Genomic DNA, 14,268 nt, shown 5'->3' on the forward strand with positions numbered 1-14,268 from the left:
GGAACTCAGTTCTTCTGTTGGGTTTGTGCAGCGATCGCGTCGGAGGCCGCCACATAGTCGGCCTGGAAGGCCGGGGATTCAATCCACGCCAAGGCACCTGCCTCGTCGGTTTCCTGCGACCACTGGCGATACTCGATCAGTGCGGCGAGGATGAAATCCATCGCGCCTTCTTCGCCTTCCTGTTCATAGACCAATTCAAGCAACGGGTCTTCGAGGAACGCGGTGCACAGGGCTTGTTGGCTGATCTTCTCGGCGTCGATCATTTTCTTGAACAGTTCGGTCAGGTCCACCGATTCGAAGTCGATGCGATCATCGTTCGGGTCCAGCTCGACCGGCGCTTCGGCACGTTTGGTGCGGTTCTGCTTGGCCTTGGTTTTGGCCCGGGCGGCGCGTTTTTGCTGCTTGTTGGCGGAGGCCATGATGTGTTCCGTCGTGCGTTGGAGGGGCTCAGCTGCGCGGTACTTGCCGCCCGGGTGTGTCGGGGGCCAGTTCGCCGGTTTGCAGCCAGGTCAGAGCGATGGGCCATAGTGTGGCTTGGTATGCGCTGCGAAAAAAGGCGAAATGTCCGACTTGTTGCTCGCCAACGTCCTGCGGTTCGATGCGCAGATGGGTTTTCGAGGCGTTGCTGAAGTAATTGAGCAGGCGTTCGATGGCCGCAATTGTGCCGTATGGATCGTCGCTGATGCTGATCGCCAAGGTTTGCGCACGCAGGTTTGAGAAGGGCAGATGCCCGGTTTTCGCCAGCATCACCCGGCCGCTTGGCCGCCCTTCATAACGCGGCGAGGGCGTGCTCCAGTCGCGTACAACGCCTGCCGGCGTGTCTTCCAGCCAGCCGAGACGTTTACCAGGGAAGTAGCCGCAGATCAGCGTCAGCAGCGGCATCAGCACATGCCATTTGCCGAACATGCGCCAGCGCTGTTCGGGTGCGTAATCGCGCCAGTAGGCGAACTGCGCGCCGACCGTTACCAACCGTCGGATAACCTTTCCTGACTCGCCCAAGCCTGCCGCGCAGCCACCAAAACTATGCCCGACCACATCGATCGGTTGACCGGGAAATTCCCGTTGCGCGCGTTTGAGCATCGCTTCGAAATCCAGTGCGCCCCAGTCTGTCCACGAAGCGTGCAACCCTTTCATTGAGCCGGGACGCGATTCGCCGATGCCACGGTAGTCGTAAGTGATGACATCGAAGCCATTGGCAAACAGATAAGCGGCGAACCGCGAGTAATGACGACAGCGTACCGACGTGGCCGCGTTGATGATCACCACCGGGCGCTGGATATCGGGCAGGGCATGCCGCCAGGTGAAACCGCCAAGGACAAAACCGTCGGCGGCTGTTTCCTTGATGGGTTCACCTTCTAACTGCGCTGCCGATGACGACGTTTGCTGCACATCTGCCAATTCGGGCGTGTCCTGAAAACTCATGGCGTTCGACCTTCGCGGGTAGCTGCCAACAATAATCTCGGTACGCCCAAGGGACAATCCGCAGTTCTTCCACAGTTGGGAGCACCGTTTTTTAGCTGCTGGCGAACAGTTACTCATTACCTTTGAAGATCGAGTAACGCGCGACCGCCTCGTTGTCCTGCGCGCACAAAGTGATCCCGACGGTCGGCTTGTCGCCCTCACTGAGATTGAGGGTCGCGCATTCATCCATGTACCACTGACGTGCCTTGTCGTTTTCGACCCGCAGGAGCCTGCGATAGTGGGTCCAGCTCAATTCGAGACGCAGTGCGTCACGAATTGGAAATGCTTGATAAAACAGGCGCATGTACCGAAGGTTGGAGGCATCAAAGCCCTTCCCGAATTGAGCCGTCAGCTCTTTCGCCAGTGTCGGCAGTAACTGCTTGCCATACCCCCTGATCACAGTCGTATCCCTGCCCGTAGACGCCGCGCTGGACACCGTTCTGCTGCCTGTGGACTACGTCAATCCGATCTGATTAGCGTCGCGTGCGCTTGCCCTTCGGCTTCTCCGCAGGCGCCTGCACTTTGCGATAAATCCACAACCCGAACACGCCAATCAGCAGCAGAAACACGGTACCTATGCACTGCGACACGAACTCTATCCAAAATCGCCGTGGTTGTAGGGCCAGGGTATAGGTGTCCTTCGGGCCGCGGTTGGTTGTGGTGATCGAGCCGCTGATCCAGTTTTCGATCAACGTATAAATCGATGCACTGATAGCGAAGGCAATCAGCACGCCAACGAACACGGTCAGCCAGAAGGTCGCACGGCTCTGGCGATACGGTGGCGGGTGGGGCAGGGGGATGCGGGTTCGTTTCTGATTCATGGCAATTCTGCGAGCGTCCTTGTACGGTCAGGAAACTGCTGGCTCTTCTCGTTGTTGAGTCAATTGGCCTTGCGTTGTTGGCGGTCGCCCGGCGAGGTGCGCACACTCGGCAATCACCTTCAAGATCTCGATCACCCCCGGGGTCAGCGCTGTGCCAAGACAGATGCGCACGCCTGTGGTTGCATGGCCGTCGGCGAAAAAGATCCCGCTGCCGGCCACGTGGCAACCGCGTTCGGAGGCCAACTGTTGCAGTGCCGGCATGTCGGTGTGCCCGGGCAGTTCGATCCAGTGGATGAAGCCTCCGCGCGGTGGCACGTACACGGTTCCCGTGGGGAAGTCCGTGCGCACCAGTGCTTCGACAAAGCTCGCCAGCGAAGACAGTTGCGAGCGGAGCCTGGCGCAGTGTTCTTCCATGTAGCCGCGCCCGATAAATTCGTTGAGAACGTTTTGCGCAAGGCTCGATACCGCCAGGTTGCGCGAAAACATTTGCGCCAGAATGGCATTGCGGTATTTGCCGGCCAGGCACCAGCCCACGCGATAACCTGGCGCAATGGTCTTGGAGAATGACGAGCAGTAGATCGTCTGCCCGCTGGTGTCGTAGCTCTTTATGGCGCGCGGGCGGTCCGCTTCTGGCACCAGATCGAAGAAAATGTCGTCCTCGATAATCGGCACGTCAGCTTCGCGTGCGATTTGCGAAAGCCGTGCGCGCGTCTCGTCGGGCATGATGAAACCACGGGGATTCTGCAGCGTTGGGTTGAGAAAGATCACCGCGACCTTTTTCAGCTTCAGCGCTTCTTCGAGATGATCCACGTCCAGGCCCAGTCTGCCGTGCGTGCGGATCGGCAAGGCGCGCATGCCCAGGCGTTCGATGGTCTGCAAGATGCCGTAATAGGTCGGGGTTTCGATTGCCACCGTAGCGCCTTTTGGCGCGACGGCTTCGAGGGCCAGTTCCAGGGCAATGGTGTCGCCCGAGGTCACGAGGATATCGTCCGGCCCGCAGACTACGCCGCGGGTCAGCATCAGCCCGGCGATGCGCCGTCGCAGCGCCGGCAGGCCGGGTGGCGCGACGAGTCCTGTCAGCGAGTTGTCAGCCTTGCCGGCCAGCACTGAAAGGCATTTGTTGAGGAGCACATTCGGCGTGAGGTCGCTGTGCAGGACGGCCGAGTTCAACGACGCGGTGGTGCGCGAGGCGGCTTGGGAGAGCATCGCGACCACCGCATGATTGACGTTGACGGTGACGCTTGAGAAATCGAAACCACTGGCGGGTTTTGCGTGTCCCGAGGCCGAAACAAAATAGCCGATTCGGGGTTTGGTCGAAACATAGGCATCGGCTTCCAGATCAGCCAAGGCGCGCTGAACGGTGGTGATGCTGGTTTCAAACATTCGTGCCAGGGTGCGGATCGAGGGCAGTTTTGTTTCGGCTGCCCAATCACCACTTTCGATCTGACGAATAATCCAGTCCTTGACGATCCGCCAGCGTTTGTCCGGTAAATCAAACCTGTCCATAAGTTCTCTGTTATTTCTCGAAACAATTCAGAGAAAGTAGAGCAAAACGACTCCCGTTGCAGCAACTATGACGATGTTGAGGGCGACCAGGCCGAAGGCGAATCGGATCAGGTTGTTCTCTTCATGCCGATTGGCGCCTGCCAGCCCGGTGATCAGCGACAGAATCGACAGCGATCCCAGCGCACCATGCCCGGCGGCACTGTTGACCATCGCGGCCAGCCACGCGCCGTGTTCGCTGGTCAGGGCGGCAATGGACGGCATGACGAGGGTGTTGCCGCCGACGTTGGAACCGGTGACGTAACCGGCGATACCCGCCAGCAAGGCGATCGTTGGCGCCAGGGAAAGCCCCGACAGTGATTGCAGCGTGCGCTGCGCCTCGACGAGGAATCCGGCATTGACCATCACCTGAGAAAGCAGCAGGAACAGGAAAATCGTCGTGACCGGAAACTTCGCCCGGTTGAACAGCGCACGCCAGGGGAAACCCGCTGCGGTGCTTTGTTTGATGGCCATCAGCAGGGTGACGATCAGTAGCGCCAGGCCCGGGGATGCCAAAGGCTTCCATGAAACGTGCTCGCCCTTGATGATCCACAGCGCATCCCAGCCCGACAGCACAAACAACCCGCGCGACGCCACGATCACCCCCAGCAAGGCCAGATAGGGCCATGCCGCGCTCGGCCAACGCACCAGTTTCTTGCGTTGCGCGTATGAGATGCCCAGACCCACGCAGGCCACGGCGAGACCGGCCAGCACACCGGAAACTTCCGGGCCGATCCACAGGTTGATGGAAAACAGTACCGCGACGAACAATGCCGTCACCACGATCAGCCCAAGCCACGGCGTAACAGTGCGGATGCCGCCCTGCCACATGGCGATGGCGGCCAGGCAGAGGAACACCGGCGCGCTGATCAGCGCTGAATGACTGCCAAGGGTTTGCGCCGGTAAATGCGCCAGCAACGCGCCAATCACCGTGGCCAGACCCAAGGTGCCCCACGGCATGATGACCATGCCGGCCAAGGCAATTTTCATCCCCGACTGGCGGGTGAACAGGCCCATGAGCAAGGGCACGGTAGCGATCAGCGAGACGCCGAAACCGGTCATTGCTTCGAGCAGTGGCGCCAGGCCCAGCACGATGAAGATGACTTGTGCCGGTGGCGTCCAGCCGAGCTCCTTGACCCAGGCGCCGATGGCCTGCGGTGCACCTCCGCGCTCAACCAGAATGACGAAGGCCAGCCCCGGTACGATCACGCACGCGGTGCTGAGAAACAGGATCGTGGTGTCCTGAAAGATCGCCGAGGTGATCGCGGCGGACACAGGTCCGGCCGCGCCCAGTGCCCACAGCACCAGCACCAGCACCACACCCGCCAGCGCGGCTTGTACCGGCGGCCGGCGGACGATCAGGATCAATGCGATGACCAGAGCGATGGGTGACATTTGCAACAAGAGAGAGCTCATACACAGTTTTCCTTAACTTAATCGTGAGTCTGCCCGCTGTACTCGGTCGCCCGCATGGAAGCGCGCTCACAAAAAGTCTGATACCACTCGGTCAGGCGTGCTTGAGCGGAAAAGTCCGATAACTGGCGAAAGGCGATCCAGTCGAGCGCGGTCGCCAGGGCAACGTGGCCGATAGTGATCGGGCCATTGAGGTCGACATGTTCTTCGATGAAGCGGTAAGCCTCTTTGAGTTTGAAAGCCTGACCGTCGGCGTAGGCCGGATAGCGCAAGGCCTCCGGGCGACGCTCGACTTCCCAGCGCAGCTTGATGCCGACATCGCACATGCCCTGCGCCAAGGCCTGAAGGCGCAGCGCCTTATAGCGCTCGGGGCCGCTTGCCGGGATGAGTTTCGGCCCGTCACTCAGGTCGTCGAGGTATTCACAAATCACGATGGAGTCGAACAGCGCCGTGTCGTCGGGCAGCATCAGCACCGGGACTTTACCTAGCGGGTTGGCCTTGTAGATGACCGCGTTCGGCGACGTCGGGCTGGTCTCGTGGTGGATGACTTCCAGGTTCGAAGCCATTCCGAGTTCGTGAGCCAGCACCAGTACTTTGCGGGCGTAGGGCGAATGCGTCTGGTAGAAAAGTTTCATGCTGGAGTACCTGCCTCAAGGATTGCAGTGGCCGCGCGATGAGCGTCCATGAACAGACGCGAGGGCGCACCCGCCGAAGTGACGTAGTGGTTGTAGTAGCAAGAGCCTTCGGCGAGCGGGCCGAGTACCCAGATGTTGCGTACCGGTTCGCCCGAAACCGATTTGGGGTGGCACGCCGCGTCGACGTCGATGCCGTCGATGCCCGGCTCGTTGGTTCTCGGGCGGATAAGACCCAGGCGCGCCAGATCGCGTACCGGTGCACAGTCGCTGTTGTTCACGCCACTGCCCTGGACATAACCGGCGATACGCCGGAAGTTGTCTATCGCCGGTCGTGAGCCGGGTTTGAGAAACGTCAGCAGGCCTGCGTCACACAGGGCGAGCAGGTCGGCGTGGCGCTCTTTCTGCGGGCCGGCAACGAGGCGGTTGATCGCCTTGTGCCAACGGCCGTAGAACTGGCGATGCGAGGCGTCGGTCAGCCCGTCGAAATCCACGGCTTCGCGCAGTCGGTCACGCAGATCGCGCCAGACCTCGATGGCCGCTTTGATCGCCGATTCCCCACGCCCAAGCCGCGATTCGTGCAGGTCGGCTTCGATCGTGTCGTAGATCCAGGCGTGATAGTTGTAAGGCGTCACGTCGTCGGGCAGTGCGTGCCAGATCAGCGCTAGCGGGTTGATGGAGCCGCCGGTCGCTTCGTAATCGCGCAGCAGCGCCTCGCAAGCGACAACACCGGGATTGCCCGCAACACTGACGGCTCTGAGCTTTGCCAGCACCTGCTCCCGCCCTGATTCGCCAAGTACCACGGCCACGGCCGCCGCCCGCATCTCAAGCAGCATGAGCGGCAGGATGTCCTGCTCGAAATCCAGCTGCCGGTGTTGTGCATTTGCCCGCAAGGCTTCGATGCGCGCACTCGTCAGCAGCACGGCGTGGTGGCGAGGATTTTCTATCAGACCATTGGGACGGGTTCGAAACGGCAGCCCGTCCCGTGACTGGATAAAGATCACCGGCTCCTGACCTGAGGGTTCATAGGCGTGACTGGCGTCGGCCATCCGCTTGTAGTGTCCGCCTCGTCCAGAGGTGAGGGCCGCCAAGGTGTCCATTGCGCCCAGCCCCAGCCCTTCGATCAGTACGGTCTCGCCGGGCTCGATGGTGTCGAGGCTGCCGGGCAGTGGATAGATGTTCTCAACGCGTTGGTGATCAGCCGTTTGCAGGCGACCGGTGTGGCCGACCGTCAGGATCAGCCGATCCACCGTCACCGCAGCACCTGAAGCGGTTTTCAGAACGTAATGAGAACCCTCGTTGCGCTCAACAGCCGTGACGGCGTGCTGATGCAGATTCACCGTCACCCAATGAGGAGCGGTGGCGAGGATTCGCGCAAAGGCGTCGGCCAGGTAAGCGCCGAGCAAGTAGCGCGGCAGGAAGTCCTCTGGCTCGACATCGCGTCCATTGGCGGCGAGCAAACCGCTGTCCGGATCGACCTTGAGCCGCTGCGCGCGGCACCACGTCAGGAAGTCCGGTCCCGATCGTTCCCGTGCATCCGCAAGGTTGCCGAATGCCGCCGCGTCCGGAAATACCCCGAGCTGACCGGCAACGGTGTTGAGCAGCAGGTAGTCCGGTTGGTTTGGCCAGTGCGCGCCGCTACCGAGCACATTGGGATCGAAGATGTCGATCACGACGTGTTGCTCCGGGCGCTCTTCAGCAAGGCTCAACAGGCGTTCGAAAATCGACAGCCCGCGCGATCCGCAGCCGACCAGGCCGATGTGCAGAGGCGAATTCACCATCTGCGCTCCTCCCCGAAGAAGGACGGGATGGCGACCGCCGAGCCGTCCTTGACCGCGATGTCGTGGATCATCCGGCCAATCGCCAGATCGAGAATGCCCATGCCGAACGGCGAATAGATCAGCGGTTTGTCTGTGGCGACTTGCAGATCGCCGCGAATCAATTGCGCCACGGTGCCGGTGACGAACTCGCGATGACCGTACTTTTGCTCGGCCAGATGCGGCGATGTATTGGCCTTCAGGCAATGGGTCACGTCGTCGAAGTAGTTGTAACTTTCCTCGATGATTTCTGCGCCGATATCACGCAGCGAGATATTCAACACAATCTGCCCTGGGCGGAATGTCCCGCTGCCTTTGACATAGGGCTCGCCGGCGCTGGTAGCGAATACCACGATGTCGGCGGTCAGTGCGTCCTGCAGCGACAACTGTTGCACATCCGGTAATCCGAGTTGCTTGCCGAATGCCGACAGCGCCTGAGCTGATTCTGCGTTGAGATCGTGAATGCCAACGCTATCGAAAGACCAATCGTCGGCGATGAACGTCTCAAGGATGTTGCGCGAGATCACCCCGCCACCAATGATCGACAGCTTTGGAGCGCTGCGACTTTGGCCATTGAGCCACCAGGCGCCGAGCACCGCCGACGCCGCCGTGCGCACAGCACTGATCAACGCACCTTCCAGTAAGGCGTAGGGATAACCGGTGTCCGGATCGTTGAGGATCAGCACCGCCGAAGCGCGCGGGATACCCGACTTGATGTTGTCGGGATAGCTGGCAATCCACTTGATCCCGGAGACCGATTGATCACCCTCGCTATCGACGATCGCCGCCGGCAGGGCAATGATCCGGTTCGCCGGCTCCGCCGGAAAACGCAGGAAGTAACTGTCGGGGTTAACGGTCTCGCCACGTTCATGGGTGAGGTAAGTCTGCGCGACGATCTCGATGGCTTCCTGACGAAGTCCGTTGAGGATGTCCTTCACGACTGCACCGGGAATGACGTGGAACGGTTGAATCGAAGTTTGAGTGGTCATTGGGGATTACGCCGAAAGTGCCAGAGCGATTTCTGGGAAAAGGGGATGCAGCGCTGCTGCGCCGATGCGCTGGGAAACCCAGTCGTCGGAATAGATGGTTTCGAGGTAGCGCTCACCCATGTCCGGTGAGATCGCCACAACGACATCGTCGGGACGAATGTGCGGCGCCCACTGCTGGATGCCGGCGAGGACAGTGCCGGTGGAGCCGCCGAAGAGCAGGCCGTAGCGTTGCGCCAGCCAGCGGCAGACCTTGATCGTCTGCTCCTCGGGAATCGACAGGAAGTCGTGAATACCGGACGGCTCGAATATCTCCGGCAGGCGGCTGGTGCCGAGCCCCGGAATATGTCGCGTTCCTCCCGGCAAACCGAACGTGACCGAGCCGACGGTATCGACGGCGATGACTTTGGTGTGCGGATGATGTTCGGCGAAGTAGTTCTTGCAGCCCATCAGCGTGCCGGTCGTGCCGGCGCCGACAAACAAGTAATCCACGTGCGCAAACTTACGGGCGATGGACTTGGCCGTGGCTTGATAGTGGGCGAAGGGATTGGTTGGATTCTTGTATTGATTGAGCCAGATGTAGTCGGGGTTTTCCGCGACCATTTGCTCGATCAAACGAATACGTGAATTCAGGTAACCGCCGTTTTCGTCACGCTGATCAACCATGATCATCTCGGCACCCAGTGCCTGCATGAGCTTCCTGTTCGGCGCAGAGATATTCGGATCGATCACACAGACAAACTTGTAGCCCTTGGCAGCGCAGACCATGGCCAGCGCGACCCCCAGATTGCCCGACGAAGACTCGACCAGTCGGGTTTTATGGGAAATCCGGCCCTGGTTTTCCAGATCCGTAACGAGGGCGTGCGCGGTTTTGAGTTTTATCGATCCGGCAGGATTCAGCCCTTCGATTTTCAGTTGGATCGTCGCGCTGCAAAGATCCCCAATCTGCACATAACTGTCTTCATTGATAAGTTGCTTGATCATACGTCGTCCGTTTCGTCTCTATTGCCGGGCGCACGGGGGCGCCAGCATTCATCCTGGAATGTTTGAAAAGCAGTAAATGCAGTTCGCCTGTTGGGTCTGTTTTCAGATTTTTTAGCTGGACGGGAAGTGACCTTGCGGTGGACGCCGATCTATTCAAAAAATCAGGTATTGCGCTCTGAGGGCTTCAGGAGCCCAGAGTTTTGCGGGGCGCAAAGTAGAGCCAGTCATTGGCTCGCCAAGGCTTGGAGAAATACTGGCGAATTTTCCTACACGGGGAGAGATACAGATTTCGGGTTTTTTCCAGTACAGCGGGGGTTGGGGTGTACCGGGAGAAGGGGGAGAAGGCGGGGGGATTAAATCGCAGGCATAAAAAAACCCTGAATCTTGCGATTCAGGGTTTTCGGTATTTGGTGCCCAGAGACGGAATCGAACCGCCGACACGGGGATTTTCAATCCCCTGCTCTACCGACTGAGCTATCTGGGCAACGGGGCGCATTAAAAGGGTTTTTCGGATTCTCGTCAACGACTTTTTTAAAATTTCTTAAATTAATTCCGTCGCTTACGATCCGCCCCCGATTTCTCGGGGTTACTCGGCAGGCGGAACGTAGCCTTCGGCCTGGGCGTATTCCTCGCCGGAGAAGTACTTGTCCATTTCGCCCTGCAGAAATTTACGATCTTCGGCGTTCATCATGTTCAGGCGCTTTTCGTTGATCAGCAGGGTCTGGTGTTTCTGCCAGTCGGCCCAGGCCTTGGCGGAGACGTTGTCAAAAATATCCTGACCTTTTGTGCCCGGGAAAGGAGCGCGATCCAGGGCTGGCAGTTCTTCGTGGTACTTGCGGCACATTACGGTGCGGGTCATGTCGACTCTCCTGCATTCAATACGGCGGCCGCGCGTTCGAGCAAGGTTTTGACCGGGGCGGCGAGGCCCAGGCGCGGCGGGGTGGCGAGGTTATACCAGAGCCAGTCGGCCTCGGCCACGTGATGGCTGGCCTCCTGCACCTGAACCAGCCAGGGTTCGATGGACAGCTGGAAGTGGCTGAACGTGTGGACGAGGCTCGGCAGCGCCTGCTGCTCGCCCAGTGCCAGCGAGTGCTGATCGGCGAGATGTTGCAAGTCGTCGAGGTCGTCAAGTTCCGGCAGGCTCCACAAACCGCCCCACAGACCGGTCGATGGGCGGCGATACAGCAGAATCGCGCCGTTGCCATTGGCGAGCATCGGCATCAGCGTGCGTTTCTGCGGGATAGCCTTGCGCGGCTTGGGAATCGGGTAGCGCGTTTCCAGGCCGAGCATGTGCGCCTCGCAGCCACGCTCCAGCGGGCAGAGCAGGCAACTCGGCTTGCTGCGCGTGCACAGCGTAGCGCCGAGATCCATCATCGCCTGGGTGTAGGCGTTGACCCGATCGTGCGGCGTAAAGCGCTCTGCGTTGGCCCACAGCTGTTTGGCGACCTTCGGCTCGCCGGGGTAGCCCTCTTGCGCGGTAAAGCGCGCAAGAACGCGTTTGACGTTGCCGTCGAGGATCGGCGCGCGCAGGCCCATGCTGATGCTGGCGATGGCGCCCGCGGTGGACAAGCCGATGCCCGGCAGATCCGTTAACTTTTCAACATCGCGCGGAAACTCGCCGCCGTACTCGCTGACGACGATTTTTGCGGTCTTCTGCAAATTGCGCGCGCGGGTGTAGTAGCCCAGGCCCGTCCACAGGTGCAGCACTTCGTCTTCTGGCGCCTCTGCCAGCGCTTCGACCGTTGGCAGTGCGGCCATGAAGCGGTCGAAGTAATTGAGCACAGTGCTGACCTGAGTCTGCTGCAACATGATTTCCGACACCCACACCCGATACGGGTTGATGTCCTGCTGCCAAGGCAAGTCGTGGCGGCCGTGGCGGTCGAACCAATCCAGCACCGCCTCTGAAAACTGCTCCGCTCTCATCGCTTGAACAGCCCCTTCAGTGCGTTTTTCAGTTCCGGGCTGACCTTGTCGCCCAGTTTTTCGTCGATTTTTTCGCTCAACTTGTCGCCGGCGAGTTTGCTTGCGACCTGGCCAAGGCGTTCGTTATCCAAGCGGCAGGCTTTGGCGCCCAGCTCCAGCGGGCCGCGGCAGCGCAGCGGCCACTCGACACCGACGAATTTATCGCCAACCTGGCAGGCCGGGTCCGGCATGGCGCTGGTGTCGCCTTCGACGATGATGCCGACGCGGTAATCCATGCCCAGCACGCGCAAATCGATATCGCCGTCACCGTTGACGGTCATGCCCGGGATTCGCACTTTCAGATCCGGGTTGCTGGCGATGCCGTTGCGGAACGTCAGGTTGCCCTTGAGCTCCTGGAACGGCGTGTCCTTGCCCCGTGGCTCGCCGCTGAGGGTTTTGCGATTGAGCGTGGCGATGCCTTTGCACAGTTGCTGCTCAAGGTTGGCGTTGAGCAACACGCCGTTGTTGATCACGAAGCTGGCGTTGCCGTTGAGGGAGTCGATCAGCGCCTGTTGGCTGTTGCCGCTGCCGGTAACGTTGCTGGTGAGGTTCACCAAACCTTTGACCGGTGGGGTCTTGCCTTGGCTTTCGAGGATTTTTTCCACCGGCACGCGGTTGATCCGGGTTTGCAGGTTCAGCACCGGTGCCGTTGGGCGCACGTCGAGAGTGCCTTTGGCTTCGAAGTCGCCGTTGTACAACTCACCGCGCAGGTTCTCCAGGGTCAGCAGGCCGCTCTGACCGGTGGCCTTGAGCGCGGCATTCTGGATTGGCAACTTGTCGAGGGTCAGCTGGCCGAAGGTCAGGTCGGCGTCGACGTCGAGTTTGGCCAAACGCTCAACCGGCAGCAGGCGCTCGGTGCTCCAGGCGCTTTTGCTCGGTTTGTCCGGCAGCGGCGTGGAACCTGCGCCGGCCATGGCGTCGGCTTCGGTGCTGGCGACTTCGGCCTGACGCACTTGCGTGGCGCTGGTAGCTTTTTCCGATTTCGGCGGCAGGTAGCGGTCGACGTCGAAGGTGTCGGCCTTGAGGATCGCCCGCAGCGATTGTTTGGCGAAGTCTTCGACGGCGATGCGGCCGCTGAAGCTGCTGTCGTCGAGTTTCAGGTTGATGTTGTCGAAAGCGACGCTGGTCGGCGTCGCCGCAACGCGGCTGACCAGTTCGACCTTGCTCAGGCTGCCCTCGGCCATGGCTGGCAGTTTCTGGCCGATGCTGTCGACGAATTTTGCTAGATCAAACTGGGCGATCGAGATGCCGCCAGTGATCTGCGGAGTCTTGTCGAGATCGTTAGCCTTCAGTTCACCCAAGGCGCGCAATTGATTGGCGGAGATCTTGATGCCAGTCCATTCGGCGACGTTCGCGGCTTTATCGAGCAATATTTGCCCTTGGGCTGAGAAGGTCATGGTCTTGCCTTGCAGCGGATCTCCCGCCACTTCGCCGGAGAGCTTCATGTCTTCGAACTTGTAGCGTTGCAGGGCGCGCTCGAAGCGCAGTTCGCCGCTGAGTTCGGTACGCACCCGCAATACCGGCTGATTGGTGCCTAGGAAAGCGGTGGCCTTGATCGGAATGTTGGTCGAATCGTGCACCGGGCCGGTGCTCAATTGGATGCTCTCGGCGCTGAACTGCTTGCCGGTGAGTTCGTCGTTGTACTCAACGCGGGCGTTGTTGACGGTCAGGCTGTCGATGTCGAGGCGAATCGGCTGGGCCGGTTTTTCCACCGCTACCGGGGTGTCGCTGGCCGGTTGGCTTGGGGTGGCGGGTGGCGTGGAACCAGCCGCTACCGGCACCTTGCCGATGTCTTCCCAGTTGCCGTGGCCATTCTTGTCGCGGTTCAGGCGCAGATTCAGACCTTCGACACGTACGTCACTCATCTGCACTTCGCGGCGCAACAGCGGCAGCACGCGCACGGACAGGCCGAGCATCTGCAAATCGGCAAAAGGTTCGGCAGGCTTGGCCAGGGTGGCAACGCTGGCCTCGTGCAGTTCCAGGCCGAGCCACGGGAACAGGCTCCAGCCGATATCGCCATTGAGCGTCAGCTCGATGTGGGCCTTGTCGCGGGCTATCTGGCGGATCTCGTCTTTGTAATCGTTGGGATCGAAGAGGTGGGTCAGGGCAAAGCCTGCCGCCACAATGATCAGCAACAGCCCGAGAAGTACCAGACCCAGGATTTTGCCGAACGCTTTCATGGGCGAGTCCTTGTAATTTAGTCGAATTCGTAATTTAGCCGGGGAGTATAGCGCTGCAACGACCCGGTCCGGTGTGGCGTCATGTTGCCGTTATCGTCAGCAGCACCTGAAACTTCGCGGCCAGCGCCTGAATCTCAAGCTGCCCCGCAGGCGCCAGCAGGCATAGTCCTGGCCTCGCTTGCGACGCCATTTTCTGCGTTTGGTTCACCCGTCTCTCGGCGAGACGATCTTCTGATTTTGAAAAAACCGGTTCAAAAGATCCCGGCGTTTCCCTGCTTCTTCAGAGGAGGAGATCAGATGACACGAAAAAAGGTGATATCAGTTTGGTTTTTCTGTCACGTGCAAATGGTAACCTTCGCCGGTTCGTCCGTCCTTCTGCGACTTAACGTCGCGCCTTCAAGGAGCTTCACCCAAAAAAAGGTCATGCCTGCGTGCATAAGGCCGAGGGTGAACAGTGGCTGGCGAACCAT

12 protein-coding genes, 1 tRNA gene and 1 pseudogene are annotated in these 14,268 nt (G+C 60.0%); all 14 read right to left on the reverse strand.

From position 1 onward, the window contains the following. Positions 1-5 precede the first annotated feature (5 nt). The 14 genes and pseudogenes from ACA074_RS01560 to ACA074_RS01625 all read right to left on the reverse strand — a co-directional run bounded on the left by ACA074_RS01560 (position 6) and on the right by ACA074_RS01625 (position 13,798). Complete coding sequence (locus ACA074_RS01560) at positions 6-419, reverse strand: hypothetical protein (protein ID WP_489879692.1); 414 nt, start codon at positions 417-419, stop codon at positions 6-8. Between the two features lie 28 nt (positions 420-447). Then, entirely contained in the window at positions 448-1,422 is a 975-nt protein-coding gene (locus ACA074_RS01565; RefSeq protein WP_497678321.1) for an alpha/beta hydrolase family protein, read from the reverse strand. Between the two features lie 199 nt (positions 1,423-1,621). Further along, a pseudogene (locus tag ACA074_RS01570) lies at positions 1,622-1,852 on the reverse strand (DUF1016 N-terminal domain-containing protein); the annotation flags it as partial. 82 nt (positions 1,853-1,934) lie between these two features. After that, positions 1,935-2,282, reverse strand: a complete 348-nt coding sequence (locus ACA074_RS01575) for a hypothetical protein (protein WP_401267750.1) — start codon at positions 2,280-2,282, stop codon at positions 1,935-1,937. Between the two features lie 27 nt (positions 2,283-2,309). Next, positions 2,310-3,788, reverse strand: a complete 1,479-nt coding sequence (locus ACA074_RS01580) for an aminotransferase-like domain-containing protein (RefSeq protein WP_497678322.1) — start codon at positions 3,786-3,788, stop codon at positions 2,310-2,312. A 27-nt stretch (positions 3,789-3,815) separates the two neighbouring features. Then, the gene (locus tag ACA074_RS01585; RefSeq protein ID WP_497678323.1) at positions 3,816-5,240 is read right to left on the reverse strand and encodes an L-lactate permease; all 1,425 of its coding nucleotides are present in this window, start codon (positions 5,238-5,240) and stop codon (positions 3,816-3,818) included. A gap of 17 nt (positions 5,241-5,257) precedes the next feature. Beyond that, positions 5,258-5,872, reverse strand: a complete 615-nt coding sequence (locus tag ACA074_RS01590) for a glutathione S-transferase family protein (RefSeq protein WP_497658493.1) — start codon at positions 5,870-5,872, stop codon at positions 5,258-5,260. After that, positions 5,869-7,650: an FAD/NAD(P)-binding protein gene (locus ACA074_RS01595; protein ID WP_497678324.1), complete on the reverse strand. Its 1,782-nt coding sequence runs from the start codon at positions 7,648-7,650 to the stop codon at positions 5,869-5,871. The genes ACA074_RS01590 and ACA074_RS01595 overlap by 4 nt, the downstream gene beginning before the upstream one ends. Continuing rightward, complete coding sequence (sbnB, locus tag ACA074_RS01600) at positions 7,644-8,675, reverse strand: 2,3-diaminopropionate biosynthesis protein SbnB (RefSeq protein WP_401267764.1); 1,032 nt, start codon at positions 8,673-8,675, stop codon at positions 7,644-7,646. The genes ACA074_RS01595 and sbnB overlap by 7 nt, the downstream gene beginning before the upstream one ends. A 6-nt stretch (positions 8,676-8,681) precedes the next feature. After that, positions 8,682-9,656 carry a 2,3-diaminopropionate biosynthesis protein SbnA gene (gene sbnA, locus ACA074_RS01605; RefSeq protein ID WP_401267767.1) on the reverse strand — a complete coding sequence of 325 codons (975 nt, stop codon included), beginning with the start codon at positions 9,654-9,656 and terminating at the stop codon, positions 8,682-8,684. A 408-nt stretch (positions 9,657-10,064) separates the two neighbouring features. After that, a tRNA-Phe gene (locus tag ACA074_RS01610) sits at positions 10,065-10,140 on the reverse strand. 102 nt (positions 10,141-10,242) lie between these two features. Next, positions 10,243-10,515, reverse strand: a complete 273-nt coding sequence (locus ACA074_RS01615; RefSeq protein WP_497616061.1) for an oxidative damage protection protein — start codon at positions 10,513-10,515, stop codon at positions 10,243-10,245. Then, positions 10,512-11,579, reverse strand: coding sequence for an A/G-specific adenine glycosylase (gene mutY, locus ACA074_RS01620; protein WP_497678325.1), 1,068 nt, complete (start codon positions 11,577-11,579; stop codon positions 10,512-10,514). Before mutY ends, ACA074_RS01615 begins: the two co-directional genes overlap by 4 nt. Continuing rightward, positions 11,576-13,798 carry an AsmA family protein gene (locus tag ACA074_RS01625; RefSeq protein ID WP_497678326.1) on the reverse strand — a complete coding sequence of 741 codons (2,223 nt, stop codon included), beginning with the start codon at positions 13,796-13,798 and terminating at the stop codon, positions 11,576-11,578. Before ACA074_RS01625 ends, mutY begins: the two co-directional genes overlap by 4 nt. Positions 13,799-14,268 lie beyond the last annotated feature (470 nt).

The organism is Pseudomonas sp. LBUM1655 (assembly GCF_059716085.1).